At 59.3% G+C, this 26,347-nt stretch carries 27 protein-coding genes, 1 tRNA gene and 1 pseudogene; 16 read left to right on the forward strand and 13 right to left on the reverse strand.

The features are described from left to right. Nucleotides 1–13: 13 nt before the first annotated feature. The 4 genes from bamC (at nucleotide 14) to ACZZZ4_RS15645 (ending at nucleotide 2,813) form a co-directional block, all read left to right on the forward strand. Nucleotides 14–1,129 carry an outer membrane protein assembly factor BamC gene (bamC, locus tag ACZZZ4_RS15630; protein ID WP_186568329.1) on the forward strand — a complete coding sequence of 372 codons (1,116 nt, stop codon included), beginning with the start codon at nucleotides 14–16 and terminating at the stop codon, nucleotides 1,127–1,129. 6 nt (nucleotides 1,130–1,135) lie between these two features. Next, the gene (locus tag ACZZZ4_RS15635; RefSeq protein WP_024012002.1) at nucleotides 1,136–1,897 is read left to right on the forward strand and encodes an MBL fold metallo-hydrolase; all 762 of its coding nucleotides are present in this window, start codon (nucleotides 1,136–1,138) and stop codon (nucleotides 1,895–1,897) included. 28 nt (nucleotides 1,898–1,925) lie between these two features. Beyond that, on the forward strand, nucleotides 1,926–2,639 hold the full coding sequence (gene purC / locus ACZZZ4_RS15640) for a phosphoribosylaminoimidazolesuccinocarboxamide synthase (protein ID WP_463548180.1): 714 nt from the start codon (nucleotides 1,926–1,928) through the stop codon (nucleotides 2,637–2,639). 84 nt (nucleotides 2,640–2,723) lie between these two features. Then, a tRNA-Ser gene (locus ACZZZ4_RS15645) sits at nucleotides 2,724–2,813 on the forward strand. A gap of 237 nt (nucleotides 2,814–3,050) precedes the next feature. Here ACZZZ4_RS15645 and ACZZZ4_RS15650 read toward each other — a convergent pair. From ACZZZ4_RS15650 to ACZZZ4_RS15660, 3 genes and pseudogenes are all read right to left on the reverse strand, one after another. Continuing rightward, nucleotides 3,051–3,416: a DUF7079 family protein gene (locus ACZZZ4_RS15650; RefSeq protein WP_415763394.1), complete on the reverse strand. Its 366-nt coding sequence runs from the start codon at nucleotides 3,414–3,416 to the stop codon at nucleotides 3,051–3,053. Further along, a pseudogene (locus ACZZZ4_RS15655) lies at nucleotides 3,401–4,180 on the reverse strand (hypothetical protein). The gene ACZZZ4_RS15650 and the pseudogene ACZZZ4_RS15655 overlap by 16 nt, the downstream one beginning before the upstream one ends. Nucleotides 4,181–4,190: 10 nt before the next feature. Further along, entirely contained in the window at nucleotides 4,191–4,736 is a 546-nt protein-coding gene (locus ACZZZ4_RS15660; protein ID WP_463548181.1) for a PAAR domain-containing protein, read from the reverse strand. 286 nt (nucleotides 4,737–5,022) lie between these two features. Here ACZZZ4_RS15660 and chrA point away from each other — a divergent pair, with 286 nt between their 5' ends. Beyond that, nucleotides 5,023–6,378 (forward strand): chromate efflux transporter, encoded by a 1,356-nt coding sequence (chrA, locus tag ACZZZ4_RS15665; RefSeq protein ID WP_463548182.1) that lies wholly within the window; start codon nucleotides 5,023–5,025, stop codon nucleotides 6,376–6,378. A 1-nt stretch (nucleotide 6,379) separates the two neighbouring features. Here chrA and ACZZZ4_RS15670 read toward each other — a convergent pair whose 3' ends face one another. Continuing rightward, nucleotides 6,380–7,210, reverse strand: coding sequence for a nickel/cobalt efflux transporter (locus ACZZZ4_RS15670; protein WP_463537715.1), 831 nt, complete (start codon nucleotides 7,208–7,210; stop codon nucleotides 6,380–6,382). A gap of 8 nt (nucleotides 7,211–7,218) precedes the next feature. Continuing rightward, complete coding sequence (locus ACZZZ4_RS15675; RefSeq protein WP_129998945.1) at nucleotides 7,219–7,518, reverse strand: metal-sensing transcriptional repressor; 300 nt, start codon at nucleotides 7,516–7,518, stop codon at nucleotides 7,219–7,221. Nucleotides 7,519–7,809: 291 nt separating this feature from the next. Here ACZZZ4_RS15675 and ACZZZ4_RS15680 point away from each other — a divergent pair, with 291 nt between their 5' ends. Both ACZZZ4_RS15680 and ACZZZ4_RS15685 read left to right on the forward strand, forming a co-directional pair. Then, nucleotides 7,810–8,694: a manganese catalase family protein gene (locus ACZZZ4_RS15680; RefSeq protein ID WP_463548183.1), complete on the forward strand. Its 885-nt coding sequence runs from the start codon at nucleotides 7,810–7,812 to the stop codon at nucleotides 8,692–8,694. Nucleotides 8,695–8,771: 77 nt separating this feature from the next. Continuing rightward, on the forward strand, nucleotides 8,772–9,281 hold the full coding sequence (locus ACZZZ4_RS15685; RefSeq protein WP_039760925.1) for a ferritin-like domain-containing protein: 510 nt from the start codon (nucleotides 8,772–8,774) through the stop codon (nucleotides 9,279–9,281). A 49-nt stretch (nucleotides 9,282–9,330) separates the two neighbouring features. On the opposite strand, the gene ACZZZ4_RS15690 is transcribed toward ACZZZ4_RS15685, so the two are convergent. Next, a complete protein-coding gene (locus ACZZZ4_RS15690) occupies nucleotides 9,331–10,320 on the reverse strand; it encodes a ribonuclease Z (protein ID WP_415763389.1) in 990 nt (329 codons plus the stop codon). Between the two features lie 218 nt (nucleotides 10,321–10,538). Here ACZZZ4_RS15690 and ACZZZ4_RS15695 point away from each other — a divergent pair, with 218 nt between their 5' ends. The 3 genes from ACZZZ4_RS15695 (at nucleotide 10,539) to ACZZZ4_RS15705 (ending at nucleotide 13,436) form a co-directional block, all read left to right on the forward strand. Continuing rightward, on the forward strand, nucleotides 10,539–12,116 hold the full coding sequence (locus tag ACZZZ4_RS15695; RefSeq protein ID WP_415763388.1) for a histidine kinase famiy protein: 1,578 nt from the start codon (nucleotides 10,539–10,541) through the stop codon (nucleotides 12,114–12,116). Between the two features lie 92 nt (nucleotides 12,117–12,208). Next, a complete protein-coding gene (locus ACZZZ4_RS15700) occupies nucleotides 12,209–12,439 on the forward strand; it encodes a hypothetical protein (RefSeq protein WP_039760929.1) in 231 nt (76 codons plus the stop codon). Nucleotides 12,440–12,458: 19 nt separating this feature from the next. Continuing rightward, a complete protein-coding gene (locus ACZZZ4_RS15705; protein WP_415763387.1) occupies nucleotides 12,459–13,436 on the forward strand; it encodes an SDR family oxidoreductase in 978 nt (325 codons plus the stop codon). Here ACZZZ4_RS15705 and ACZZZ4_RS15710 read toward each other — a convergent pair. The 5 genes from ACZZZ4_RS15710 to ACZZZ4_RS15730 all read right to left on the reverse strand — a co-directional run bounded on the left by ACZZZ4_RS15710 (nucleotide 13,425) and on the right by ACZZZ4_RS15730 (nucleotide 17,724). Continuing rightward, nucleotides 13,425–15,041, reverse strand: coding sequence for an alpha-amylase family protein (locus tag ACZZZ4_RS15710; protein WP_415763386.1), 1,617 nt, complete (start codon nucleotides 15,039–15,041; stop codon nucleotides 13,425–13,427). The genes ACZZZ4_RS15705 and ACZZZ4_RS15710 overlap by 12 nt on opposite strands. Before the next feature lie 2 nt (nucleotides 15,042–15,043). Further along, nucleotides 15,044–16,570, reverse strand: coding sequence for an alpha-amylase family glycosyl hydrolase (locus ACZZZ4_RS15715; RefSeq protein ID WP_463548184.1), 1,527 nt, complete (start codon nucleotides 16,568–16,570; stop codon nucleotides 15,044–15,046). A gap of 33 nt (nucleotides 16,571–16,603) precedes the next feature. Next, a complete protein-coding gene (locus ACZZZ4_RS15720; protein ID WP_415763384.1) occupies nucleotides 16,604–17,125 on the reverse strand; it encodes a DUF4142 domain-containing protein in 522 nt (173 codons plus the stop codon). Nucleotides 17,126–17,174: 49 nt separating this feature from the next. Then, nucleotides 17,175–17,399: a hypothetical protein gene (locus ACZZZ4_RS15725; RefSeq protein ID WP_039760932.1), complete on the reverse strand. Its 225-nt coding sequence runs from the start codon at nucleotides 17,397–17,399 to the stop codon at nucleotides 17,175–17,177. 133 nt (nucleotides 17,400–17,532) lie between these two features. Next, nucleotides 17,533–17,724 carry a YegP family protein gene (locus tag ACZZZ4_RS15730; protein WP_016771242.1) on the reverse strand — a complete coding sequence of 64 codons (192 nt, stop codon included), beginning with the start codon at nucleotides 17,722–17,724 and terminating at the stop codon, nucleotides 17,533–17,535. Nucleotides 17,725–17,924: 200 nt separating this feature from the next. Here ACZZZ4_RS15730 and ACZZZ4_RS15735 point away from each other — a divergent pair, with 200 nt between their 5' ends. Both ACZZZ4_RS15735 and ACZZZ4_RS15740 read left to right on the forward strand, forming a co-directional pair. Beyond that, nucleotides 17,925–18,854 carry a LysR substrate-binding domain-containing protein gene (locus tag ACZZZ4_RS15735; RefSeq protein ID WP_463548185.1) on the forward strand — a complete coding sequence of 310 codons (930 nt, stop codon included), beginning with the start codon at nucleotides 17,925–17,927 and terminating at the stop codon, nucleotides 18,852–18,854. A gap of 166 nt (nucleotides 18,855–19,020) precedes the next feature. Continuing rightward, entirely contained in the window at nucleotides 19,021–19,386 is a 366-nt protein-coding gene (locus ACZZZ4_RS15740; RefSeq protein WP_463548186.1) for a 5-carboxymethyl-2-hydroxymuconate Delta-isomerase, read from the forward strand. Nucleotides 19,387–19,389: 3 nt separating this feature from the next. On the opposite strand, the gene ACZZZ4_RS15745 is transcribed toward ACZZZ4_RS15740, so the two are convergent. Further along, nucleotides 19,390–20,325 (reverse strand): LysR family transcriptional regulator, encoded by a 936-nt coding sequence (locus tag ACZZZ4_RS15745; RefSeq protein WP_039760938.1) that lies wholly within the window; start codon nucleotides 20,323–20,325, stop codon nucleotides 19,390–19,392. A gap of 175 nt (nucleotides 20,326–20,500) precedes the next feature. Continuing rightward, nucleotides 20,501–21,673 (reverse strand): cyanate transporter, encoded by a 1,173-nt coding sequence (locus tag ACZZZ4_RS15750; protein ID WP_463548187.1) that lies wholly within the window; start codon nucleotides 21,671–21,673, stop codon nucleotides 20,501–20,503. Nucleotides 21,674–21,987: 314 nt separating this feature from the next. Here ACZZZ4_RS15750 and ACZZZ4_RS15755 point away from each other — a divergent pair, with 314 nt between their 5' ends. The 4 genes from ACZZZ4_RS15755 (at nucleotide 21,988) to ACZZZ4_RS15770 (ending at nucleotide 26,262) form a co-directional block, all read left to right on the forward strand. Next, nucleotides 21,988–23,637, forward strand: a complete 1,650-nt coding sequence (locus tag ACZZZ4_RS15755; protein WP_463548188.1) for a phosphoethanolamine transferase — start codon at nucleotides 21,988–21,990, stop codon at nucleotides 23,635–23,637. A 163-nt stretch (nucleotides 23,638–23,800) separates the two neighbouring features. After that, nucleotides 23,801–24,934: a ribonuclease D gene (gene rnd / locus ACZZZ4_RS15760; protein WP_039760942.1), complete on the forward strand. Its 1,134-nt coding sequence runs from the start codon at nucleotides 23,801–23,803 to the stop codon at nucleotides 24,932–24,934. Further along, nucleotides 24,931–25,224 carry a YcgL domain-containing protein gene (locus tag ACZZZ4_RS15765; protein WP_463548189.1) on the forward strand — a complete coding sequence of 98 codons (294 nt, stop codon included), beginning with the start codon at nucleotides 24,931–24,933 and terminating at the stop codon, nucleotides 25,222–25,224. The genes rnd and ACZZZ4_RS15765 overlap by 4 nt, the downstream gene beginning before the upstream one ends. A gap of 105 nt (nucleotides 25,225–25,329) precedes the next feature. Then, nucleotides 25,330–26,262 (forward strand): D-2-hydroxyacid dehydrogenase, encoded by a 933-nt coding sequence (locus ACZZZ4_RS15770; RefSeq protein ID WP_129998956.1) that lies wholly within the window; start codon nucleotides 25,330–25,332, stop codon nucleotides 26,260–26,262. Nucleotides 26,263–26,347 lie beyond the last annotated feature (85 nt).

Genomic DNA, 26,347 nt, shown 5'->3' on the forward strand with positions numbered 1-26,347 from the left:
GGAAGTACAACGCATGAAGCGAATGGCCGGACTTTCCGCACTTGCCTTGATTATCTCCAGCACCAGTGGCTGCGGATGGGTCTGGGGGCCGGAAGGTTATTTCCGCGACCGTGGAAGCGATTACCTGCAAGCGCAACAGACTGCACCGATGCAATTGCCACCGGATGTAAGCACTGCCAAGCGTCTCGATCCGCTGTTGCCGATCCCGCGCAACGTGGCCGATGACACCGCGACGGGCGAATACGTTGTTCCGCGTCCTCAGCCGCTGTCGGCGGTTGCCGATGCCACTGATTATTCGCTGCAGAAGAGCGGTGATTCGCGTTGGGTCGTGGCCCAGCATCCACCGGCCGAAGTCTGGCCAGTGGCGCTGCAGTTCTTCCAGGACAACGGTTTCCGTCTGGATGAACAGCGTCCGCAGACCGGTGAATTCACCACCACCTGGCAGCACTCCGACGAGCTGTCCGCGTCGATGGCCAAGCGCCTGAGTGCGGCCGGTATCGCCAGCGACAGCGAAACCCGCGTTCGCGTGCGCATCGAGCCTGGCGTGCAGCGCAACACCAGTGAAATCTACGTGGTCAGCGCCGAACGTCCTGCTGGCAGCACTGCCGACGTGGCTTTTACCAACCGTTCGGTCAACACTGGCCTGGACGCTGCGCTGGTCGACGACATGCTCGCGAGCATGAGCCGCACCTCCGAGAAGGGCGGTTCGGTGTCGATGCTGGCCTCGCGTGATTTCGATGCGCCGAGCCGTGTCAGCCTCAGCGAAGACGGTAGCGGCAACCCGGTGTTGAACGTCGGTACCGATCTGGACCGCGCCTGGTCGAGCGTCGGCCGTGCGCTGGAACAGGGCGAATGGCGCGTTGAAGACATCAACCGCAGCCTGGGCCTGTACTACATCAACCTGGCCGAAAAAGCCGAGAAGAAAGACGACAAGCCTGGCTTCTTCAGCAGCCTGTTTGGCAGTGCGCCGAGCAAGGAAGAAGTCGAAGCCCGTGCCGAGCGCTATCAGGTTCGCCTGAGCAAGGTTGGCGAGAACATCCAGGTCACCGTCGAAAAGAACATCAACACCGTCGCGCCGGCCGATGTCGCGCGTAAAGTGCTGAGCGTGATTCAGGACAACCTGGGCTGATCCGATATGCGTTTTGCCGTTCTCGGCAGCGGTAGCCAAGGGAACGGCACGCTGATCGCCAGTGCTGATACGTATGTGCTGGTGGATTGTGGTTTTTCCCTGCGGGAAACCGAAAGACGTCTGTTGCGCCTGGGTGTGCACCCGGCGCAACTGAGCGCGATACTTGTGACCCACGAACATGCCGACCACGTGCATGGCGTGGGTTTGCTGTCTCGGCGCTACAATCTGCCGGTCTACCTCAGTCGCGGCACGTTGCGCGGGATGCGCAAACCGCTTGAACCCGCAGGCTTTCTGGCCGGCGGCGAACAATTGCAGATCGGCGCACTGAACGTCGGGGTCATTGCCGTGGCCCATGACGCGCAGGAGCCGACCCAGTATGTCTTCAGCGATCAGGAACAGCGGCGCTTCGGCCTGCTGACCGACCTGGGATCGTTCTGCGAGCGGGTGCTGGATGGCTATCGGGACCTCGATGCATTGATGATCGAGTCCAACCATTGCCGCGACATGTTGGCCCGAGGTCATTACCCGTACTTTCTCAAGCAGCGGGTGGGCGGCGAACGCGGACATCTGAACAACCATCAGGCGGCATTCCTGGTGGCCGAGTTGGGCTGGCAGGGTTTGCAACACCTGGTTCTGGCCCATCTGAGCAGCAAGAACAACCTGCCGCAGCTGGCCCGGCAATGTTTTGTCGACACCCTCGGGTGCGACCCGGACTGGCTGCAACTGGCCGATCAAGATTCAGGGCTCGACTGGCGCCACATCGCCTAGCCCACCTACTTAGCAAGCGGAGCCCATCATGGAAAAACGTGAAGAACTCTACCGCGGCAAAGCCAAATCGGTTTATAAGACCGACGACGCTGACCGCTTGATCCTGCTGTTTCGCAACGACACTTCGGCGTTCGACGGCAAGCGCATCGAACAGCTTGATCGCAAAGGTATGGTGAACAACAAGTTCAACGCCTTCATCATGCAAAAGCTCGAAGCGGCCGGCGTGCCGACCCAGTTCGACAAACTGCTGGGCGACAATGAATGCCTGGTGAAGAAGCTCGACATGATCCCGGTCGAATGCGTCGTGCGTAACTACGCCGCCGGCAGCCTGGTCAAGCGTCTCGGCGTCGAAGAGGGCATGAAGCTCAACCCGTACACCTTCGAATTGTTCTTGAAGGACGACGCCAAGGGCGACCTGTTCATCAACGAATCCCACGTCGTGGCATTCGGTTGGGGCACCGCCGAGCAACTGGCGCGCATGAAAGAACTGTCGCTCAAGGTCAACGAAGTCCTGAGCAAACTGTTCGACGACGCTGGCCTGCTGCTGGTCGATTTCAAGCTTGAATTCGGCGTGTTCAGCGACGGCTCCATCGTCCTCGGCGACGAGTTCAGCCCGGACGGCTGCCGTCTGTGGGACAAGGACACCAAGAAGAAGATGGACAAGGACCGCTTCCGCCAGGGCCTCGGTGACGTCATCGAAGCCTACGAAGAAGTCGCCGCTCGTCTGGGCGTACCGCTTTAATCGACGCAAGCATCTGATAGCACGGAAAAAATTTCGTTTGGGGGGTTCGCAACCAACGAAAGTGTTGTTATGATGCGCGCCGTTGGAGAGATGCCAGAGTGGCCGAATGGGACGGATTCGAAATCCGTTGTACCTTCACCGGTACCTAGGGTTCGAATCCCTATCTCTCCGCCATTATTGAACAAGACGAAGCCCCCGTAATCATTGCTGATTACGGGGGCTTTTTCGTTTTGGTGTTAAATTTAGGACGTGTGCCGATTGAGTGTTCTTTGCGTTGTTATCAAAGCCCCTGGTTCGCCTCATCGGTCAGTCAAACGAAACGCGTGCGTCGGTGACGGTTCGGACAGAGAGCAATTGCTTTCTCCACTGTGTCATCACCGTCATCCGCCAGGCGAACTATGTGGCATTGAGCTATTGAGATTTTGAAAATTTCGCAAGTTCCTCCCAGATGTAACCATAGCTGTAGCGTAGCCATGCAACCTTTAACACGTGTAAACGGCGTCGTAGCCAACTGGTTTCCCGTGCTTGGAGTTCTTCGGCTATTTCGTTTAATAACCACTCATCCTGGAAACCACTCCAAACAGGCGGGACGGGCGTTTCAAGATTACTGAAACACACCGGGGCAACCTCAGAGTACAGGATGTGCTCAACAACCTCGGGATCAAAACCTCGGATTCGCTCTGCAATGGACCCATAGTCAACGGCGCTGTCTACAAAGGCTTCTGCCAGCGCGATCTGGATGCGTGCTCGATCCGCATCAGTCAGAATATGTCCCAATGGGCCAGCTCCTCTAACTCTGCGTCGAACGTATCGGCGGCAAATCCGCCGGCAATGCCACCGGCGATGCTTCCAATGAGAACAACTGCTATGGCGCAGGCCGGGGCTCCCGGCCCACAAATAGCGGAGATCCCCAAACCTGCCAGAAATCCACCCGCCGCACCTCCGCCCAGAATCGTGGCTTGACGAGCCGTCTCCTTGGCCTTGTCGTCTGCATTCAGTATCTGATAAGTGGCTAATACCGCTGTCAGGACAATTCCAACCTTGCCCATGACAGACATGATTTTAGTTCCAGCAGTGAACTTTGCATTAGCGCTGTCCGATCGTTCCAAAGCTCTGTACAAGACCTCTTTCTGTTGAGCCTTGGAAAGCTGGTCGTAGTTTTTTTGAATTGAGCCTGGGATTTCTCATTTAGGATTTCGTTGTATGTGCGACCATTTTTTTCTTCTTTTCCGCGATGGCCAGACCCTGTGCGGAGGTCATCTTGCGATGTTCGAACATGATTTTGTTGCGCATCTCGTTGCTGAACTTGGTCGCATCTTCAACGCTGATATTGCCGGCTTTCACGTCGGCGAATATTTGTTGGGACATTCGTCGAATATTGCGCTCGTAGTTTGCGCGGACGCGTTCATCCTTAATCGCATCAGTTGCGAAACGACTGGCTGCCCCTTCCATGCCAGCGACTGCCATCTCAAGGGGGAGCGCTCGAGCGTATGTTCACTTTTGACAATATAGCTTCCAGTTACCAGGTTTGGTTCCGTCACAAGAATATCCTTATCCAAAGATGTCATTCAGCAGTCCGTCAATACCTGGGGTCGTACAGGTATTCTCATGATGGGCGAATGCCAAGGTGTGGCACGTTTTTCCGGTGGGGTTGGAGAATTTGACCGAATTGTTTGCATCAAATACGCCGTGCATGGAAGAGCCATCGTCAAAGTGTGCCGTACAGGTGAGCCCTTCGTAGCTTTCTTCCGCGGGTATCTTAAAACCGATCCAATTCCCATGAATGACCATGGGTGTAGGCGGAATGAAGGGGGCAGGGGTATGGGAGCTTCCAATGATGACCGTACCCGAGCCACCGATTACGACGTCTCCGTGGCTACCGACAGTGCCGACTAGCGCAGCATTCTGGCCATTAATAAACACTGTGGAGGATACTGCGGAGGCTAACGCACTTCCGCAGGTACACTTGTCATCTTTGCGAGCGGCTGCGAGACCGTCGAAATACACATCAGGAGATCCGCACGCGATAGCTTTCGGTCCGTGCCCCGGGATTGGACAACTGGTTGGATCGGTGATGCGTGCCGCTGGCTTTGCCATCATTGACTCCCTGTCAGTGAATTACGGGGATGACTGTATCGGACTTGCTTTGAAAATCGGCCGCCGAAGGTGAGAGAGAAGGTTGCGTCCAAGGGATGAAAACGAGGTCGGAACCTCCCTTCGCCCTTTGCAATTGTAAGGGCCACGAATCCCTATCTCTCCGCCATTATTGAACAAGACGAAGCCCCCGTAATCATTGCTGATTACGGGGGCTTTTTCGTTTCTGGCGTTTTGTTCGTTACGCTTTTCGGGTACAACCTGCCGACTGCATAAAAGGAACAGCTCGATGAGTGAAGTTCAGCCGTTGGCGGGGGATGACGATGTGAAGCCGCAGGCCGTGAGTCTGCGCGAGGCTTTCTGGTTCTGGTTGAAGCTGGGCTTTATCAGTTTCGGCGGGCCGGCCGGGCAGATTTCGATCATGCACCAGGAGTTGGTCGAGCGGCGACGCTGGATTTCCGAGCGGCGTTTTCTGCATGCCTTGAACTACTGCATGTTGCTGCCGGGGCCGGAGGCGCAGCAGTTGGCGACCTACATCGGCTGGTTGATGCATCGAAGCTGGGGCGGCATTGTGGCCGGGGCTTTGTTCGTGTTGCCTTCGCTGTTCATCCTGATTTTCCTGTCGTGGCTGTACATCGCCTTCGGTGAAGTGCCGGTGGTGGCCGGGCTGTTTTACGGGATCAAGCCTGCGGTGACGGCCATCGTGGTGCAGGCGGCGCATCGCATTGGTTCGCGGGCGCTGAAGAACAATTGGCTGTGGGCGATTGCGGCAGTGTCGTTTACCGCGATTTTTGCGTTCAATGTGCCGTTCCCGCTGATCGTGCTGGGCGCGGCGGTGATTGGCTATTTTGGCGGACGCTTGGCGCCGGAGAAATTCAGGGCCGGCGGGCATAGCGCGGCGAAGAAGTCTTTCGGTGCGGCGTTGATCGACGACGACACGCCAACTCCGGCGCATGCCCGTTTCAGCTGGACGAAACTGGCCATGCTCGCCGTGATTGGCGCCGCGCTCTGGGCATTGCCGATGGGCGTATTGACCGCGCTGTTCGGCTGGCAGGGCACGTTGACGCAAATGAGCTGGTTCTTCACCAAAGCTGCGCTGCTTACCTTTGGCGGAGCTTATGCGGTGTTGCCCTATGTCTATCAAGGTGCGGTCGGCCACTACGGCTGGCTGACGCCGACGCAGATGATCGACGGCCTGGCGCTGGGCGAAACCACGCCCGGGCCGCTGATCATGGTGGTGGCGTTTGTCGGTTTTGTCGGGGCTTATGTGACGCAGGTGTTCGGTGCCGATCAGGTGTTTCTTGCCGGAGCGGTTGCCGCCGCGCTGGTCACTTGGTTCACCTTTCTACCCTCATTCCTGTTCATCCTCGCCGGCGGCCCGCTGGTGGAGTCGACGCACGATGAACTCAAATTCACCGCCCCGCTGACCGCGATCACCGCTGCGGTGGTAGGGGTGATTCTCAATCTGGCGTGTTTCTTCGGTTATCACGTGCTCTGGCCGCAGGGCTTCAGCGCCAGCCTGGACTGGCCGTCGGCGTTGATTGCCATTGCCGCGGCCCTTGCGCTGTTTCGCTTCAAGCGCGGGGTGATTCAGGTCCTGCTGGGCTGTGCGCTGATCGGGTTGGTGGTGCATTTGCTGCGTTGATTCATGCGGTCAGGCCCAGCCAGCCGTGGAAACCGACGTAAAGCCCAACCGCGATAATCAGAACGCCAGACACATACGGCGCCCTCCGCGCCAATGTGCCCAACCACGGCCAACGATTGGACGCCTGTCTGGCGCCAATCGCCGCCGCAGCTCCCACGGTCACCAGAGTGATCGCCAAGCCGATGCTGAAACACAACACCAGCATGCCGCCCAGCGCGACCTCTTTGACTTGCAAACACAGCAGCAGAACGGTGATCGCGGCGGGGCAGGGGATCAAACCGCCGGTCAAACCGAATACAACAATCTGCCCCGTTGTCACTTCGCGATGGCTAAAGCGCTTGCGAATATCCTCGGCATGCGCGCGCTCATGGGCGTCCTGATAACCTTCAACTGCCAGCGCCAGACCTTCCGATTCGGTGTGACCATGGTGATGCTTGTGATCATGACCGTCATGATGATCATGCCCATGAGCAACGTTGAACATCCGCTCACCCCGCCAGGTCCGCCACAACATCCATAGCGCAATCGCAATGATCAACGCCGCAGACGCCAGCTGAAAGTACGGCTCGGTGGTCTGCGCATCCAGCCCGGCGCCCAGGTACATTCCGCCAATCGCCACCAGCCAGACCACCGCCGTGTGCGACAACGTCGCGGCCAGGCCCAACAGCACGGCCTGTTTGACCGAGCCACGAATGGCGACGATGAACGCCGCCATCATTGTTTTCGAATGGCCCGGTTCCAGGCCATGCAAAGCGCCGAGCAGAACCGCACTGGGGAAATACAGCCAGGCGTTGGCCCCGCCTTGTTGCAGCAGTTGAGCAAAATCGGGCATGTCGGAACCTAGAGGTATTTGGTGATTTGTTTGAACGCTTCCAGCGGTGCGCGCTCGCCGTTGCCCAGTGCCGAGACGGTGTCTTCCAGGCAATGGTCGATGTGATCCTGAATCAACGTGCGCTTGGCCTGGCAGATGGCTTTTTCAACCGCGTGCAGTTGCTGGGCGATGTCCACGCACTCGCGGCCTTCTTCGATCATCGTGATGATGCCGCGCAAATGACCGTCCGCACGCTTGAGGCGTTTGATGATTGCTTCGTGGCTTTGGTGAACATGAGCATGCCCGTGTTCGTGTGTGTGCTTACTCATTTTTTGCACCTCGAAGCAGATCTGACCGTGCGCCAATGCTATCCCCCCTGGGGGGATACTAACAAGCCCTGAAACAGCGCGTCGTGAACCCGTTGCTGTGTGATTAGTTCCGCTCAATTCAAAGCGAGCAGCGCAAGCGGCACACGGCCGTTTCGCTTGATCCCGCGGTTCAAACCATTTGTCCTGTCACTTCAAATTTTTTGAAATTTCCGCGAAGACAATGCTTCACAAAAGGGTAGGCAGGCTTTTAACCCACGACTTGCCACGCTTATCCGACTGAGGAGATTTGTCATGTTTCTACATAACAAGCGACTTCAATACACCGTTCGTGTCGCCCAGCCCAATCCGGGACTGGCCAATCTGTTGCTCGAGCAGTTTGGCGGCGCACAAGGTGAACTGGCGGCGGCTTCGCGCTATTTCACTCAAGCGCTGGCCGAGGACGATCCGGGACGCAAAGACCTGCTGATGGACATTGCCACTGAAGAACTCAGCCACCTGGAAATCATCGGCTCGATCATCGTCATGCTCAACAAGGGTGCCAAAGGCCGGATGGCCGAAGGTGTCGAGAAGGAGGGTGAGCTGTATCGCTCTTTGAATGGCAATGGCAATGACTCGCACATCACCAGCCTGCTCTATGGTGCCGGTTCGCCGTTGACCAACTCGGCCGGTGTGCCCTGGACGGCGGCATACATCGATACGATCGGCGAGCCCACCGCCGACATGCGCTCCAACATCGCTGCAGAAGCGCGGGCGAAGATTGTTTACGAGCGCTTGATGAACGTGACCGATGACCCCGGCGTGAAAGAGGCGCTGGGCTTTCTGATGACCCGCGAGATCGCCCACCAGTTGTCGTTCGAAAAAGCCCTGCATTCGATTCAGCCAAACTTCCCGCAAGGCAAGCTGCCCGGCATGCCTGAGTTCACCAACGTCTACTTCAACATGTCGCAAGGCACCGAAAGCATGCGCGGGCCGTGGAATCAGGGCGACGATTGGGAGTTTGTCGAAAGCCCAACGCCGGCGGTCGACGGCGGTGATGGCCTGGCCACCGTGCAACTGGATAGCGCCGACGAAGCGCTGCTGGAAAACATGAAGATGCGGACCATGTCCGATCCCAACAGCGAGCCGGTTACCGGTGCGGATCTGGGCTCCGGCGCGCAGGCTAAACCAGGCTTGTAAGGCATGTGGGGCGCGCCGGACATCAGGCGGCGCGCCCCGGTTGATCACTGTGAAATCATCAAGAAGAGGATTCGACAATGGCTACTCCACAGGAAAACCTGCTCGACTGGCTGCGTGATGCCCATGCCATGGAGCAACAGGCCGAGCAGATGCTCAAGGCGCAATCCAAGCGCCTGGAGCATTACCCGCAGCTCAAGGCACGCATCGACCAGCACATCGAAGAAACCCTCGGCCAGCAGAAACTCATCGACGAATGCCTGCAACGTCTGGGCGGTGATTCGTCAACGATCAAGGACTTGGGCGGCAAACTGATGGCGTTCGGTCAGGCGGTTGGCGGCTCCTTGATGAGCGACGAAGTGATCAAGGGCGCCATGGCCGGCTACGTTTTCGAGAACATGGAGGTTGCCAGCTACACCGTGCTGATCGCAGCGGCGAAAGCAGCGGGGGACACGCAGACGCAGAAGGCCTGCGAACAGATTCTGCCGCAGGAAGTGGCCATGGCTGAATGGCTGCTCAAGCATTTGCCGCAACTGACTGACGCGTTTCTCGAGCGCTCGGCGGATCCGGACAAGGAAGCCAAGAAGTAACCCTGCCCACCGGCGTCCGCCTGCAAACCGGGCGGACGCGGTATCAATGCTATGGCGCGACTTCCAGCGGTTTGCGCTCGATTGCCACGGGCTGCAAATGACCCAAGCGGTCGAGGTGATAGCGCTGAAGATCCCGCGCCAGAATCAGTCGGCCGTTATACAGCGCCGCCGCTTCGCTACGCACATCTTCGATCGACGGACTCAGCGCCGGGTTGGCCTGATAGCGTGCGCTGAAGTGCGTCAGCACCAGATTGCGCACCCCTGCGGCCTCGGCAAAACCGGCGATCGCAGCGGCGCTGCTGTGGCCGTAACTGGCACGAGCGCGGTCGATTGCTGCCTGCACGAATGTCGCCTCATGCACCAGCACGTCCGCCGATTGCGCCACTTCTGCCAGCAGTGCCGGGCGATCGTTATCGCCGCAAACGATGATGCGCCGATCAGGTCGCGCGCTCAGCAGATAGTCGCGAGCGTGCAGCATCCGCCCATCAACCGCCACGTCCTGACCATGGGCCAACTGACCCCACAGCGGGCCGCGTTCGATGCCCTCGGCGTCGAGGCGCCGCACGTCGAGACGCGGCTCCGGGTCGGATTCGGTAAACACATAACCGTGACACGGCACACGGTGCGACAACTCGACGGTCTGCACTTGGACGTTAACGTTGCGCCATTCGGTGAGCGTTTCCACCGCGTGCAGGTTGATCTCGAAGGGCAGATGCGATTGCGTCACCTCAAGACTCATTCTCAGCCACGGATGCAGCGCCGCCGGCAGAATAATGTCCAGCGGCCGCGAGCGTCCGGACATGCCGGTGCTCGCCAGCAGACCCGGCAAGCCCAGGCAGTGATCGGCGTGCACATGAGTGATGAAAATCGCTCGCAATTCACTCAGTGACAGCGGCGTGCGCAGCACCTGGTGCTGAGTGCCTTCACCGCAGTCGATCAGGTACCAGCCTTTGCCGGCAGATGCGATCAGTGCCGTGGCGCTGACATTGCGCTGGCGGGTCGGCACGCCGGCAGACGTGCCCAGAAACAACAAATCCACGGTGGTTCTCCCTGGCGGTTCGGATTTGACTATGCAGACTGCCAGACGCGGTAACCGCGTGCAGTGCTCGGTGTGCTTTCGACACTCAGCAACGCGATTCGGATCCATCGATATTGTGCGGCAACTCATCGGACACCCGTGCTGTCGGCGCCCGGCCTTGGCACTCTTCTCGCTGGTAATGGTCACAGCGAAACGCAATGAGCTTAGCGGAGGTTAGCTTGCCTAAAAAATCCAGACCGATCGTCGACCGCGCCGACGCAGCGGTCCTTTCGCAGGAACGCAAAGATTTGTTCTTCGCGGCGGTACAGGTCAGCCGCATGGCCATGATCGTTACCGACCCTGCGCAGCCCGACGATCCCATCATTTTCGCCAATAACGCGTTTCTTGAACTCAGCGGCTACGAGCTGGAAGAAGTGCTCGGGCGCAACTGCCGATTTCTGCAAGGCGAGCAGACTGATCGCGCCGTGTTGCAACAGGTCAAGCAAGCGCTGAAGCATCACCACGAAACCTGCGTGGAAGTGCTCAACTATCGCAAGGACGGCTCGTCGTTCTGGAACGAGCTGTTTATCGCGCCGTTATTCAACGAGCGCGGGCAACTGGTGTATTTCTTCGCCTCGCAAATGGACGTCAGCCGCCGCCGTGACGCCGAGGACGGTTTGCGTTACAGCGAAAACATGGAAGCACTGGGACAGTTGACCGGTGGCATTGCCCACGATTTCAACAATCTGTTGCAAGTGATGATCGGCTACATCGAGCTGATCCAGCACACCGCCAAGCGACCGAGCATCGATCCGCAGCGCATTGTGGTCGGCGCCGGTCACGCCCGCGCGGCGGCGGAAAAAGCTCGTCTGCTGACCCAGCATCTGCTGGCCTTTTCCCGGCGGCAACGGCTCGAAGGCCGGGTGATCAATCTCAATGCCTTGCTGGAGCGGTCAACGCTGCCGTCGCTGGAATCTGCTGCTCTGGAGCCACAGTTCGAACTCGCCGAAGACTTGTGGAATTGCCGCCTCGACCCGGCGCAGGCCGAGATGGCGCTGAACCATCTGCTGTCCAATGCGCGCGACGCGCTGAGTCAGCAGCGCCAGCCGATGATTACTGTGCAGACCCGCAATGTCATGGTGCCGGACGCAACGGATCCGCACCAGGCCGGATTGGCCGAGGGCCGTTACGTGTGCATCGCAATCGCCGACAACGGTGTGGGCATTGCTGCCGACGATCTTGATAAGGTCATGGAGCCGTTCTACACCACCAAAGAGGAGGGCAGCGGCGCCGGCCTCGGGCTGTCGATGGTCTATGGCTTCGTCAAGCAGTCCGGCGGCGTGGTCAAAATCGAATCGACGCCGGAACTCGGCACCACGGTGCGCCTGTTCTTTGCGGCCGACGACAGTCTGCCGACGGCGTTGGAATCGTCGCCCGATGCCGAAAAGCTCAAAGGCACCGAGCGCATTCTGATCGTCGAGGACCGTCCGGAGGTTGCTGAGCTGGCCCGTCTGGTCCTGTCCGAACACGGTTACCGCACCGACATCGCTGCAGATGCGCGCGAGGCGTTGGCAGTACTGCAGGGCGGCGATTATGACTTGGCGTTTACCGATCTGGTCATGCCCGGCGAGATGAACGGGCTGGCCTTGGCACGGGAAATCAGCCGGCGCTATCCGGCCATGAAAATTTTGCTCACAACCGGCTATTGCGCGGACGAGTCGACGCCCAATGAGCTGGCGGACAATGAATTCGAATTGATCGCCAAGCCTTACGCGCCCTTGGATCTGTTGCGCAAGCTGCGCTCGATGCTTGGCTGAAAAAAACGAACTGACAGCGCGCCTTCGGCGTCCATCCTAAAGACCGCATTGAGCAACCAGTGAGGGGATCGATCCCCGAGGAGATGTTGGCCGTGAGCGATTATCCGATGGACGAAACCGATTCCGATCACCGCAACCGCCAGTTCGGCCAGGCGCTGGGGCTGGATGCTGACGAGGTGGAGCTTTGGGTCAGCGCGATTGAGGAAGACGGCAGCGGCATGGGCTACGTCGTGCACTTTTCCAGCGAGACGCCGGTGGATGTGCTGGCCAAGGTGCAAGGGCTGGGCGAAGACCTGATGATCAATATCGGGCCGATTGACTGAGCGTCAGGGAGGGCGATCCATGCAGGAGCAACCTTTGGTGGTGATAAGTGGCGCCAGTGCCGGCGTCGGGCGTGCGGTGGCTCACCGGTTTGCCGCTGGCGGCTACCGTATCGGCTTGCTGGCGCGGGATCCGGCGGGACTGGCCGCTACGCAGGAAGAGCTGCAATCGTATGGCGTCCAGGTGGAAACGGTCAGCGTTGATGTCGCCGATGCGCTGGCTGTGCAGGAGGCCGCGCAGCAACTGGAAGCCAACCTCGGGCCGCTGGCAGTGTGGGTCAACGCAGCGATGGTTACGGTGCTTTCGCCGATAGAACAGTTGTCCGCCGCCGAGATCGAGCGCGTCACTCAAGTGACCTATCTGGGCACCGTTCACGGTACCTTGGCAGCATTGTCGTTGATGCGTCCACGCAACAAAGGATTGATCATCCAGGTCGGCTCGGCGCTGGCCTATCGCGCCATTCCATTGCAGGCCGCCTATTGCGGGGCAAAGTTCGCTGTACGCGGTTTTACTGATTCATTGCGCTGTGAGTTACTGCATGAGCGTAGCCGTATCCGCGTATGCATGGTGCAATTGCCGGCGATCAATACGCCGCAGTTCGACTGGGCGCGTAACAAACTGCCCAAGCGCCCGCAACCGGTGCCACCGATCCACGACCCCGACGTGGCAGCACGGGCGATTTTCAGTGTGGTCAGGCATCCACCTCGCGAGCTTTGGCTCGGAGGATCGACGATCAAAGCGATTATCGGCCAATCGGTCATGCCGGGTTTGCTCGACCGTCTGATGGCGCGTGCCGCCTGGTCCGGCCAGCAAACCAGCGAGCCTGAGGACAACGAGCATCCGGACAACCTGTTCGAGGCGCAGCCGGGATTGCATCAGACCCGTGGCCGCTTCGTCGGCCGATCAAAGGACGCGGCGCTGGCCTTGACCTCGACACAAGTGCTGGCAGTGTCTGCGCTGATCGCCGGCCTCGTGGCCGTGGTGCTTCTACAGCTCTGACGGTTGCCAGCGAAACCAGCGATAGCCGAAGCCGGCCAAGGCCAGATTGCCTCGGTCCGGCGCGGCATATTTCCGGTCTGCGAGGATCGGTTCATAGTCTTGCAAAACGATATCGAGCGTGTCGTCGAGACTCACCGGTTTGTCGCTGAGATTGCACAACATCAGTGTGCACGACTGCGCCCGGTGCACGATGGCGAATACTGCAGGATGACTGCTGTCGAGTATTTGCCATTGGCCTTCACCGACTTCAGCAAGGTTCGCGCGCGCTCGCAGGATGCATCGGCAACGACTCAGCAACGAGCGGTCATCCGCTTGCTGTGCGGCGACGTTCAGCTGCGCAAAAGCGAACGGCCCTTGGTCGATTATCGGTGCGGCCAGCCTGGCTGAAGCGGCGGTTGAAAACCCGGCGTTGCGCGCGGCTGACCACTGCATCGGTGTACGCACCGAGAGTCTTTCCGGACGGCGCAAATCATCGCCCATGCCGATTTCTTCGCCGTAACGCAGAATCGGCGTACCGGGCAGCGACGCCAGCAGTGCCTGGGCCAGGGCCTGATGACCGACATCCCCGCGCAGCATCGGCGCCAGGCGACGTCGGATCCCGCGTCCATATACGCGCATGTGCGGATCCGGCGCGAACACTTCCATGACTTCCTTGCGCTCGCGTTCGGTCAAACGTTCCAGATCCAGCTCATCATGGTTGCGCAGCCACACGGCATAACTGGCGCCATCGGGCGGTGTCGGGCGCCGGTGCAGCGCACGGATCAGCGGCTCGGCCTGACCGCGAGCCAAGGCCAGGAACAGGTGATTATTGACCCAGAAATCCAGTGCCAGGGTCAGGCGATTGCCGTCACCGAAGTAATGAACGAAGCGCTCCGGCTCGACATCGACTTCGCCCATCAGCACGCACTCGGGATTGATCCGCCGCGCCAGCGTCGACAAGCGCTCCAGCAGCCAGACACCTTGTTCCTCGTCGCCGCCACCGGCCTGTTCCACCGCGTGGGACGCTGCGTCCAGGCGAAAACCGGCCACACCCAGGTCAAGCCAATAACCCATGATCTGCTCGATTTCCTCGACCACCGCCGGATTGGCCAGATTCAGGTCAGGTTCATGGCGATAGAACAAATGGCGGTAAAACTGCCCGGCCTGTTCGTCCCACTGCCAGATGCTGTCCTCCACCGACGGGAAAATAGGCTGGTTGCCATCGTCCACTGGCTGATCCGACCAGATGTAGTAATCACGATAGCGACTATGACGATCACGCCGTGCTTGAACAAACCACGGGTGCTGATTGCTGGTGTGTTGCAATACCAGTTCCAGCACTACGCGTATGCCGCGCTTGCCCGCCTCCCTGAGCAACAGGCGCCAATCGTCTTCGGTGCCGAAGCGCGGCTCGAGCTGTCGATGGTCGCTGATGTCATACCCGGCATCGCGAAATGGCGAAGCGAAAATCGGTAACAGCCACAGTGTGCCGACACCCAGTGCCTGCAGGTAGTCGAGTCGGTCGATGACTCCGCGCAAGTCGCCGCAGCCGTCGCCGTTGCTGTCGAGGAACAGCGATGGATCAATCTGATAGATCAGGGTTTTGCGATACCAGTCGGCGCTCATGATCAGCCCTCGGCCGGGCGCAGGATCAACGCTTGTTCCGCTGCCAGCGTTCCGTTGAAAGGCTGGTTTGCGGCAACGGTGTCACTGGCGACGTCGACCCGCCAATGACCGGTCATTGGAAAGCTGTGTTCGCGCTGGTCGAAATTGATGCAGACAATCCGTTCGTCTCCCGCGCAGTGACGCCGATACGCCAGCACTTGCGGGTGTGACGGCAATTCCTGCCAGTCGCCAAGACGCAACGCTTCACTCTTGCGGCGGCAATCGAGCAATTGGCGATACAACGTGAGCGTTGATTCGGCTGAGGCTTCTTGCACCTGCACCGCCAGTTCAGCAGCGTCGGGCGGAAAGGGCAGCCACGGCGCAGACCCGCTCCAGCCGTGTGGCGGATCGGCAGCCCAGGGAATCGGCCCGCGACTGCCATCGCGGCCACCGGGGTCCACGCGGGTCTGCGCATCGACCACGGTATCTTCCAGAGCCAGCTCATCACCTTGAAAAATGAACGGCGTGCCGCGCAGAGTCAGCAGCATCACAGCGGCCGCCCGCGCGCTGCGCAGAGAACCACCGTAACGACTGCGGATGCGTCGGTTGTCGTGGTTGGATAAAGCCCAGGTCGGCCACGCTGACTGAGCGCCGAGGAGGCTTTCCACGTCGCGAATGCACAGGCGAAATACCACCGGATCCCAGGGCGCATCCAGTGGCGGAAAATTGAAGGACATATGCAGTTCATCGCAGGCGCCGTAGTAGGCGGCTACCTGAGCGGTGGAACGGATGTTCACCTCGCCGATCAGTACGCGGTCGCCAGGGTAGCCATCGACCAGACGGCGCAACCCACGCAGCACTTCATGGCTGTAGGGCTGGTCATTGATCTGCACCATGGTTTCGCCGGCCAGGCAGCGCGGATCATCGGCGAATGTCGGATCCTTGCCGACGCAATGCACCACATCGATCCGGAAGCCATCGACGCCGCGATCGAGCCAGAACCGCAGCACCTCGTGCATGGCCTGCACGACTTCGGGGTTATGCCAGTTCAGGTCCGGCTGTTGCGGCAAGAAGAAGTGCAGATAGTATTGCTGGCTGCCGTCGTCCCAGCTCCAGGCACTGCCGCCATCGATGGAGGCGCGCCAGTTATTCGGTTGATCTCGCCAGATGTACCAGTCGCGCTTGCGACTGTCGCGGCTGGCTCGGGATTCGATGAACCAAGGGTGCTGATCGGAAGTGTGATTGGGCACGAAATCCATGAGCACCTTGATGCCACGGTTGTGCGCTTGTGAGATCAGATTGTCGAGATCGGCGAGATGGCCGAACAGCGGATCGATGTCGGTGTAATCGCAAATGTCATAGCCGGCATCGACCATCGGCGAGCGGTACACCGGCGACAGCCACAGCGCGTCGATGCCCAGAGCCTTGAGGTAATCGAGCCGAGCGATGAGGCCGGGCAGATCACCAATGCCGTCACCATTGGTGTCGGCGAAGGAGCGTGGGTAGACCTGATAGATGACTGCGTGTTTCCACCAGGGCGATGTCGACATGGTTTCTCCTTGAACCGTGCTTGCGGAATCGATCTAGGGCTTGGGCGGCGTCAGTGCGCCGGCGGAGGGCTTGAGTTTTTCCTGCAGATCCCGAGCGGTTTTGGCCTGTTTTTCGATGCCCGGCAAGGCGGACCGGGCGAAAGCCTTGAGCTGCGGATTTTGCGATGACATCGCTTCTTTCTTGAACAGCATCAGCTTTTGCTCGAGGGTTTCGGCCTGGCTGTCGATGTAGATGCGGTCGAAGGCGTTGTCCCTTGATTCAAGGCGTAGCTGCTTGGCTTTGGATGCCATCGAAGGTTCGGTGGGAACTGCCATATGCTGGCTTTGCCCCAGTTGTCGGATTTGCTTATCGAAACGCTCATGCTCGGCGATCATTTGCCGGGCAAACGCTTTGACCTCGGGCAGGGTGGCCTTTTCCAGTGCTATGCGCGAACTGTTGTGCTGGAACAGGCTTTGCTGTGCCGCCTCTTCGATGAAGGCATCAATAGTGTCCGCATGGCTGGGCTGGACGATTACAGCCAGCAGTGCAAGGCAGATCGCGGCGAGTGATTTCATGGCGCGTAAACTCCGCAGCATCAATGGAGGGTGGCGGCCCGGGCCCGACTCATGGTTGCTGATAGTGGCCGGGGATATTGTCGCCTTCGTCGGGCTTGGTGCGTTTCTGCACCTGGACGTCGCTCAGTGAAGCAGCCTTCAATTCGGGGAAAGCGGTCTTGACCAGGGTTTCAGCGAGACCGGGGTCGAGAGTGTCGCCATCGTGGATCAGCGTGCGGCTTTGCGGCTGGTTGTCGACGATGAAACTGATGAGGTAGCGGTGCTCATGGGACATGGCTGAAATCCTTGAGTGCATGGCAGCAAACATTGCAGTACATGCACCTTTGATGAACACCGCTGACGAGCATTCAAATAAACGCTTTGAACGGCGACAGACGGTGCCGCTTCGCCGATGAAAAGGGTCTCGCTCAAATTTCCTTGATTGGCGTCTCGCCCTGTACGGCTTTGATCAGGTTGATCACGTGCAGGCAATCGGCCTTGTTCACATACGACTCGCCGCTGGCCACCGTCTCGTGGTTGCGCGCGCGCAGACGCCAACGCCATTGGCCTTTGCCAGTGCTCGGGGTGCCGCGGGTTTGTCGGTAGATTTCGAAATACATGGGTTCGCTCCCTGCGATTGATAGGCGCGCCAACCTCTGTGGCGCATCGACGCAAGCCTAGCGCAGCGGTTTTTTTGGCTATCGCGGATTTGTTTCCAATCGTTCGCGGATGTTTCTGCAAAAGCCGCCGCATAAACGTTTATGGACGGCATCCCCAAGGCCTTTCTACACTGCCGCTATTCCGGGAGCAGGGGCAATGGATGAATCGCAATGAACTACGCAAGGCCGACATCAACCTGATGGTGGTGTTCGAGACCCTGATGCTCGAACGCAACGTGACCCGCGCGGCGGAGAAGCTGTTCCTCGGCCAGCCGACCATCAGCTCGGCGCTCAACCGTTTGCGCACGATGCTTAACGACCCGCTGTTCATCCGCGTCGGCCATCGCATGGAACCGACGGCCCGCGCCGAAGATATCTACCGCCATCTGAAACCGGCACTGGATTCACTGTCGGCGGCTTTGAGCCTGACCCGCGATTTCGACCCCGCCACCAGCACCATGACCTTTCGCATCGGCCTTTCCGATGACGTCGAATTCGGCCTGCTGCCGCCGCTGTTGCGCGCGCTGCGCCAAGAGGCACCGAACGTTGTGTTCGTCGTACAGCATGTCGATTACTGGCGCATTCCCGACCTTCTTGCGGCTGGCGACATCACCGTCGGCATCAGCCAGACCCGTGGCCTGCCCGCCAACGCCAAACGCAAACTGCTGCGCCATATTCAGCCGAGCATCCTGCGCGCCGATGCCTCTGATACACCGCTGACCCTCGACGAATATTGCGCTCGCCCGCATGTGCTGGTGTCGCACACGGCCAATGTCAGTGGCTATGCCGATGAGTGGCTGGCGGAGTTGGGGCGCACGCGGCAGGTGGTGTTGTCGGTGCCCCAGTACAGCGCACTACCGGCACTGCTGGCAGGCACCGACCTGATCGCCAGTCTGCCGGATTACACCGCCGCGGCGATGGCGGCGTCCGGGTCGCTGTTCCAGGAACCGTTCCCGTTCAAGACGCCGACGCTGGACCTGTCGATGGTCTGGCTCAGCCACGTCGACAGCGACCCGGCCGAACGCTGGCTGCGCTCGCGGCTGGAAGCGTTCATGAGTGAACGACCAACTGAGCACCACGATCCCTTGTAGGCGCTGCCGAAGGCTCGGGCCCGATCGGACGATCTTTTGATCTTGATTGTGAAAAACACAAAATCAAAAGCTCGCAGCCTCGTTTCACTCGACAGCTCCTGCAGGTAATGCATTGAGCCGACTGTGGTATACGTACGCCCCCGCATCCGCCGACTGGAGATCCGCAATGCCACACCTGCACGTGGAATACACCGCCAACCTGACGCAGTTGAATGCTGACATCGCCCTGATCCGGCTCAACAACACGCTGGTCGGTTCCGGTCAGTTTGGTGCCGAGTTCGATATCAAGAGCCGCGCGATCAAGGTGGAGAACTTCAAGGTCGGCACGGCCCTCGGCGAGCGCGCCTTCGTCCATGTGAAACTGGCATTGCTCAGCGGGCGCTCGGCGGAGATCAAAAAGCAGCTCTCGCAAAGCCTGCTGGTGGTGTTGCAGGAACTGTGCGAATGGCCGGCCGGGCTCCAAGTTCAACTGTGCGTCGAACTGCTCGACATCGATCGCGAGTCCTACAGCAAGGCCGCGATCGGCATCTGAGGCTCAGACGCTTTCCAGCTCGCTGCACACCTGAATCACCTGCTCGCGCAGCCAGAGGTTGGCGCTGTCCTGATCGGCGTTCTGGCTCCACTGCATGTCGAGAGTGAAACCCGGCAAGCCATTCGGCGCCTCGCAGTGATTGAACACTGCATCGTTGGTCAGCAAACGCTGGATACGCCGGGGCAGGGTGAGGATGAAATCGGTGCCGGTAATCATCTTCAACGCGGCGCTGTAGCTGTTCGAGCGCGCAACGATCTGGCGTTTCTGCGCCTGCCGCGCCAGCCAGCCATCGACCATGTTGGTGCTCGAAGTCCACGGCGTCGGGAATACATGCCGACGCTCGGTGAATGCTTGCAGGCTCAAGCGCGGTTCCAGTGGCGTTGCACGCTTGTCGAAGACGCAGACCAAGTCATCTTCCAGCAGCATCCGTGATTTCAGATCTGCATGCTGGCGGTGAAAGTGCGGGCCGAAGCTGATCACCAGATCGAGGCTGCCGTCGCGCAGCTCATCGGCCGGCACGTCGGTTTCAAACTTGTGCATGTTGACCATCACCGGCAAGTCGTCGAAATCGAAGCGCTTCAACAGGCGCGGCAGGATCAATTGCTCGAAATATTCCGGCGCGCAGATGTTGAAGGTCACCGCTTGCCGGCTCGGGTCGAAGGCCGGGGCCCCGGCGTGGCAGAGGTTGATGCTTTCGAGGATCTTCTGCACATGGCCATACATGCTGCAGGCCTTGTAGGTCGGGCGCATGCCGGTGCGGGTATTGATGAACAACTCGTCTTCGAAACTGGTGCGCAGTTTCTTCAGGCAATAACTGACGGTGGACTGACTGACAAACAGCGTTTCCGAGACATCGGTGACGCTGCTCTGCTCGTACACGGCGACAAATACCATCAAATCCTGCATGTCGAGCTTGCGAAGCAAATTACTGTTCAGCATGAGTTCCGTCTCGCTGTGCCCTTGCGCAGAATTCGCGCAAACGTGTGCGTATGATCCTAACGGAACGATGGTGCCAGGAGAAACCCTTGTAGGGCATTTCACGGATACATGTGGGACAGAAACTTTTAGCAACACGACGTTGCCAACCCGGTGCGGGAAAGATGGCCAGAGGCCTCTAGTCCGGGCCAGACAAGTGGCTTGCGTAGTGGCGTGGGTCGAAGCGCGTCACCAGCAGCAGCATGATCACCATCACCGCCGTCAGCGCCCACCACGCGCCTTCGAAATTGCCCAGCCGATCGCGGATCAGCCCTGCCAACAGCGGCGAAAGTCCGGCGATCAGATAGCCGATCCCCTGCACGAACGCGGTCAGGCCTCCGGCGCGCTGCGGCTCGTCGCAGTGATCCAGCGCGACGATCAGGCTCATTGGAAACAGGCCGCCAATCCCGAGCCCCAACAAACACGGCCACAGCAGGACCAGATGCGCCGGGGCGAGTATCAGCCCGCAGAAACCGCCGATGATCAGCATCAGCAAAACCGCCAGTATTGCGCGTCGATCATGACTGCGATTGGCGATCGCCGGCACTGCCAGGCCGGAAATGACCTCCATCGCCGTAAGAAAACCCAACAGCAACCCGGCGTTTTGTTCGCTCCAGCCTTTTTCTACGTAGTACGGGGCGAGCCAGGCGAGGATGCAGGTGTAGGACGCCGTACCGAGGCCAAAGAAAATCGCCAGCAACCAGGCGCGGCGGCGCGTTATGAAAGACTCCCGCTGGGTCACCCTTGATACGGTTTGCGCCGGCTGCAAGCACCAGACCAGCAACGCGATCAATGCCAGCGCGGCCCAGATGGCCAGCCCCACACGCCAACTGCCGGCCTGCGCCATCACCAATGGCGCGAACGAGGCGGCAATCGCGGCGCCGCCCATGATCGACGTGACGTAGACGCCCATGCATAACGCCACGTTGTCAGGGAAGCGCGACTTGATCAGCACCGGCATCAACGCCTGGATCAACGCGATGCCAATACCGACCACTATTGCGCTGACGATCAGTTCAAAGGCCGAATCGATAAACAGCCGCGACAGGGTCGCCAGCCCGATGATCAGCAATGACAGCAAAATAGTGCGCTGTTCGCCCAGGCGCTCGCTGATGCTCAGGCCGAAGAACATCGCTAGTCCCATGGCCATGACCGGCAGCATCGTTAACAGAGAGGCAAGAGTAAAGCTCAACGGGATATCTCCACGGATAGCCGAAAGCAGCGGCCCGATGGCTGCCATTGAGGGGCGCAGGTTGAGTGCGACGAGGACGATTGCCAGCATCAGCCAGACAGCAGGGCGGGTTTGATTCATCAGCGGATCTTCGATTGCAGAGGCTGGTGATTAAGCGTGGCGACGCGCGCATCGGCAAATCAGAAAATCCCGGGCCAGACCTAAAAACTCGATAACACCGCATTCCTGCAAGGAAATTGTGAACGGCGAGAAACTGAATAAAACCTGAACCATTCTCAAATACGTGCAAAGTTTCACATCGTTAAACGAGTTCAACTAATCATTAGCATCTTTTTCACGAAAAATTGATCCATGCCTGCCTAAAGTTTGTCATGCCTCGGTGAATGAATTTTTCACAATTGACGAGGCTCTTCTTTCAGGAACTGTCACTCATCATGTTGAAGTTAAAAGCCGTGCGCCCGGAATGGGTGACGTTGTTCGCCAGCGCCTTTTTGTTGCTCGGTTTCAATCTGGTGCTTTGGCAACATCTGTTCGAGATCACCGCCGCCGATGGCAAGGGCATCGCCATGCGCGTGGCGTTCGGCGTGATGATCTCTGCCGCGTTCAATATCGTGCTGACGTTATTCGCTGTCCGGCCACTGCTTAAACCACTATTGACCCTGTTGTTTTTAGTCAGCGCCGGCGTGGCTTATTTCATGAGCCAATATGGCGTGATGATCGATGCCGGCATGTTGCGTAACTTTGCCGAAACCAATGCGACGGAAGTGCGTGATCTGCTCTCGTTGAAGTTATTCGCTTATATTCTCTTGCTGGGTGTTTTGCCGTGTTTGTTGTTGTGGAAAGTACCGGTCAATTATCGGCGCTGGCATCGTGAGTTGTTCAGCAAAGTTATCGTCAGTGTCGCCTCTGCGGCAGTGATCGGTGTTGTCGCATTGGCCAACTACCAAGGCTTGTCGTCGCTGTTTCGCAATCATCACGAAATTCGCCTGATGCTGGTGCCGAGCAATTACATCGGCGCATCCATTGGTTACCTGCAGGAGCAAGTGGTTTCGGCGCAGCAGCCGTTTATCAAGATTGGCGAAGATGCCCAGCGCAATCCCGACTTGCAGTTCCAGCCACGCAAATCGCTGACGGTGCTGGTGGTGGGGGAAAGTGCGCGGGCGCAGAACTTCGGCATTCTCGGTTACGACCGAGACACCACGCCGCAGCTGAACAAGGAGGCCGGGCTGATCGCCTTTACCGATGTGCATTCCTGCGGCACGGAAACTGCGGTTTCGGTGCCATGCATGTTCTCCAACATGGGCCGCAAGGATTACAACGCCAGCAAAGCCAAGAACGAAGAAGGTTTGCTCGATGTGCTCAAGCGGGCCGGCATTGATGTGATCTGGCGCGATAACCAGTCCGGCTGCAAGGGCACTTGCGACCGCGTCACGGTGCAGGATGTCAGCAAGTTGCAGGATCCGGCGCTCTGCGCCAACAGCGAATGCCGTGACGAAATACTTCTGCAGGGCCTGCAAAGTTTCATCGATCATCTCGACAAGGACACCGTGCTGGTTCTGCACCAGATGGGCAGTCACGGCCCGGATTACTTCAAGCGTTATCCCAAGGAGTACGAACACTTCACTCCGGTCTGTGAAAGTAACGCACTGAACAATTGCAGCCGCGAAAGTATCGTCAACGGTTACGACAACACACTGGTGTACACCGACCATGTGCTGGCGAGCCTGATCGATGTGTTGCGCATTAATCAGGACAAAGTCGACACCGCCATGCTTTATCTGTCCGATCACGGCGAATCGCTGGGCGAGTACAACCTGTTTCTGCACGGCACGCCGTACATGCTGGCGCCTGAGCAACAAAAGCATGTAGCGATGCTGGCGTGGTTCTCCGACAGTTATCAGAAGGCTTATTCGGTCGACACACACTGTTTGCAAATGAGCCGGGACAAACCACTGAGTCAGGACAACCTGTTCCACTCGATGCTCGGTCTGCTGGAGGTGCGCAGCAGCGTTTATCAACCTGCCTTGGACATGTTTGCCGGCTGTCGTGGCGCGGTGATCGACGACGTGTTGGCCAAGGAGTGAAGCGTTTGCGGCCCGTCGCGTCGATGCGACGGGCCTTTCTGTTTCTGCTGTCAGACTATTCTTGCTGACAGGCAAGATATTTCCTTACAGCTCTTGCCCTGCAAAGGCGCGTAAATCGTCGGTGGCGATATATACTGCGCGCCATTCTTCAAGGGAGAGCCGTGTGGCTATCGATATTCACTGGATTCGCGACAACGAAAGCCTCGCGCAGTTTTGCGCCGAGTGGCAGCAGCTGCCGTTCGTTGCCCTCGACACCGAATTCATGCGGGTCGACACCTTCTACCCGATTGCCGGCCTGTTACAGATCGGCGACGGCAAGCGCGCCTACCTGATCGATCCGCTGACCATCAACGCCTGGCAACCGCTGGCCGCGCTGCTGGAGAACCCGGCGGTGCTGAAAGTCCTGCACGCCTGCAGCGAAGACCTCGAAGTGCTGCTGCGCCTGACCGGCAGCCTGCCGGCGCCATTGTTTGACACGCAACTGGCCGCCGCTTATCTGAATCTCGGTTTCTCGATGGGCTACTCGCGTCTGGTGCAGGAGGTGCTCGGCATCGACCTGCCCAAGGGCGAAACCCGCTCCGACTGGTTGCAGCGTCCGCTGTCCGAAACCCAGATCAGCTATGCCGCCGAAGATGCCGTGCATCTGGCCGAGGTGTTCGTCGAGTTACGCCCCAAGCTGTCCGACGACAAGTTCGCCTGGGTGCTGGAAGATGGCGCCGAACTCGTCGCCAACCTGCGCCGCGAGACCGATCCGTACGAGGTCTATCGCGAGGCGAAACTGGCGTGGAAGCTGTCCCGCGCGCAACTCGCCGTGCTGCGTGAACTGTGCGCCTGGCGCGAAAAAGAAGCCCGTGCCCGCGACTTGCCGCGCAACCGCATTGTCCGTGAACACTCGCTGTGGCCCCTGGCCCGCACGCAGCCGGATAACCTCGCGGCGCTGGGCAAGATCGAAGACATGCACCCGCGTACCGTACGTCAGGACGGGCAGTTTCTGCTTGATCTGATCAAGCGCTCTGGCAGTGTGAGCCCTGATCAATGGCCGCCGGCAGTGCCGGAGCCGTTGCCGATCGAAGCCGCTGCGCTGATCAAACAACTGCGCGCACTGGGTCAGGCTGAGGCCGAACGCCTGGGTATTGCCCCGGAACTGATGCTGCGCAAGAAAACCCTCGAAGCCCTGGTCAAAAGCGGCTTCCCCGAGGGGCCTTACCAATTGCCCGATTCGCTGCGTGGCTGGCGCCGCGAATTGCTCGGCCAGAAGTTGCTCGACAGCCTGGCCACCGCCGGAGAACAGCCTTGAAACGTATTTGCTCCATCTACCAAAGCTCCAAGCGCAGCGGCATGTATCTCTACGTGCTCAAGAACGATGCGCTCGAGCGCGTGCCGGATGCGCTGATGACGGCTTTCGGCAAAGCGAAGCATTCGTTCGATCTGGTGCTGTCGCCCGAGCGCAAACTGGCCAGCGAAGATATTACCGTGGTCCTGGAAAACCTCGACAAGCAGGGCTATCACCTGCAGATGCCACCGGCCGAGGACGAGTACATCGAGCACCTGCCCGAAGAGTTGCTGCGACGCAACGACCCGGTCTGACCCGCGAGGCCCTGTCCTGGGCCTCGGTTAACCCTGGAACTGTTTTTACCGCGATGGCCGGCCCCAACCCGGCGGCCGTCTGCACGGTTTGCGAAAGGTTTGAAGATGCGCGTTCTGATTGCCGAACACGACCACGCGATATACGCCCGCCTGCTGCGTCAGGCACTGCCCGAGCTTGAAGTCCTGACCAGCGGCGACTCCGCCGAACTGGCGCGTCAGGCCGCCGATTGCCCGGTGTGGCTGGGCCAGCCGGATCTGCTGGCGACCCTGCTGCGCCAAGGGCATCAACCGCAATGGCTGCAATCGACCTGGGCCGGCATCACGCCGCTGCTCGCCGACGGCCTGCGCCGCGATTATCGCCTGACCCGCGCCGTGGGGATTTTCGGTCAGGTCATGGCCGAATACGTGCTGACCTACATCCTTGGCCACGAACGCGAAGTGCTCGCGCGGCTGGTCAGTCAGGTCGAGCGCAAGTGGGACAACCGCAGCGGCCAGAGTCTGGTCGGGCGCAAGGTGCTGATCGTCGGCACCGGTGACATTGGCCAAAGTGTCGCGCAATTTCTGCTGCCGTTCGGCGTCGAGCTGTACGGCATCGCCAGTACCGCGCGGGAACAGGCGCCATTCGTCGAAGTCGGCGCGCTGGCCGATCTGCCACGGTTGGTGGGCGAGGTGGACTACGTGGTCAATCTGCTACCGAACACCGAACACACCCACGATATCTACGACGCGGCGCTGTTCAAGCAATTCAAACCGACCGGGTTGTTCATCAACGCTGGACGCGGTGTCGCGGTGGTCGATGCCGATCTGGTCGAGGCTTTGAAAGAAGGGCATCTGGCCGGCGCGGTGATCGACGTCTGCCGCCAGGAACCATTGCCGCAACGCCACCCCTTCTGGACCGCTTGGGGCTTGCTGCTCACCGGACACAGCTCGGCACCGACCTCGCCAGCGCTGATGGTGGATTTGTTTGTGCAGAACCTGAAAGCGTATGAGGCGGGTGAAGCGTTGCGTGGCGAGGTGGATTTCACCCGCGGTTACTGACTCTCCACCGACTTCACTGTGGGAGCGAGCCCGCTCGCAAAGAGGGCGTGTCAGTCGACAACAGCGTGTCTGACACAGCGCTTTC

This window comes from Pseudomonas sp. AC252 (genome assembly GCF_979258105.1).

Bases quoted from the DNA above. Each gene is read 5' to 3' on its own strand.
- bamC (WP_186568329.1), top strand. From the start codon at position 14: ATGAAGCGAATGGCCGGACTTTCCGCACTTGCCTTGATTATCTCCAGC.
- ACZZZ4_RS15635 (WP_024012002.1), top strand. From the start codon at position 1,136: ATGCGTTTTGCCGTTCTCGGCAGCGGTAGCCAAGGGAACGGCACGCTG.
- purC (WP_463548180.1), top strand. From the start codon at position 1,926: ATGGAAAAACGTGAAGAACTCTACCGCGGCAAAGCCAAATCGGTTTAT.
- ACZZZ4_RS15660 (WP_463548181.1), bottom strand. From the start codon at position 4,736: ATGGCAAAGCCAGCGGCACGCATCACCGATCCAACCAGTTGTCCAATC.
- chrA (WP_463548182.1), top strand. From the start codon at position 5,023: ATGAGTGAAGTTCAGCCGTTGGCGGGGGATGACGATGTGAAGCCGCAG.
- ACZZZ4_RS15670 (WP_463537715.1), bottom strand. From the start codon at position 7,210: ATGCCCGATTTTGCTCAACTGCTGCAACAAGGCGGGGCCAACGCCTGG.
- ACZZZ4_RS15675 (WP_129998945.1), bottom strand. From the start codon at position 7,518: ATGAGTAAGCACACACACGAACACGGGCATGCTCATGTTCACCAAAGC.
- ACZZZ4_RS15680 (WP_463548183.1), top strand. From the start codon at position 7,810: ATGTTTCTACATAACAAGCGACTTCAATACACCGTTCGTGTCGCCCAG.
- ACZZZ4_RS15685 (WP_039760925.1), top strand. From the start codon at position 8,772: ATGGCTACTCCACAGGAAAACCTGCTCGACTGGCTGCGTGATGCCCAT.
- ACZZZ4_RS15705 (WP_415763387.1), top strand. From the start codon at position 12,459: ATGCAGGAGCAACCTTTGGTGGTGATAAGTGGCGCCAGTGCCGGCGTC.
- ACZZZ4_RS15710 (WP_415763386.1), bottom strand. From the start codon at position 15,041: ATGAGCGCCGACTGGTATCGCAAAACCCTGATCTATCAGATTGATCCA.
- ACZZZ4_RS15715 (WP_463548184.1), bottom strand. From the start codon at position 16,570: ATGTCGACATCGCCCTGGTGGAAACACGCAGTCATCTATCAGGTCTAC.
- ACZZZ4_RS15720 (WP_415763384.1), bottom strand. From the start codon at position 17,125: ATGAAATCACTCGCCGCGATCTGCCTTGCACTGCTGGCTGTAATCGTC.
- ACZZZ4_RS15725 (WP_039760932.1), bottom strand. From the start codon at position 17,399: ATGTCCCATGAGCACCGCTACCTCATCAGTTTCATCGTCGACAACCAG.
- ACZZZ4_RS15730 (WP_016771242.1), bottom strand. From the start codon at position 17,724: ATGTATTTCGAAATCTACCGACAAACCCGCGGCACCCCGAGCACTGGC.
- ACZZZ4_RS15735 (WP_463548185.1), top strand. From the start codon at position 17,925: ATGAATCGCAATGAACTACGCAAGGCCGACATCAACCTGATGGTGGTG.
- ACZZZ4_RS15740 (WP_463548186.1), top strand. From the start codon at position 19,021: ATGCCACACCTGCACGTGGAATACACCGCCAACCTGACGCAGTTGAAT.
- ACZZZ4_RS15745 (WP_039760938.1), bottom strand. From the start codon at position 20,325: ATGCTGAACAGTAATTTGCTTCGCAAGCTCGACATGCAGGATTTGATG.
- ACZZZ4_RS15750 (WP_463548187.1), bottom strand. From the start codon at position 21,673: ATGAATCAAACCCGCCCTGCTGTCTGGCTGATGCTGGCAATCGTCCTC.
- ACZZZ4_RS15755 (WP_463548188.1), top strand. From the start codon at position 21,988: ATGTTGAAGTTAAAAGCCGTGCGCCCGGAATGGGTGACGTTGTTCGCC.
- ACZZZ4_RS15770 (WP_129998956.1), top strand. From the start codon at position 25,330: ATGCGCGTTCTGATTGCCGAACACGACCACGCGATATACGCCCGCCTG.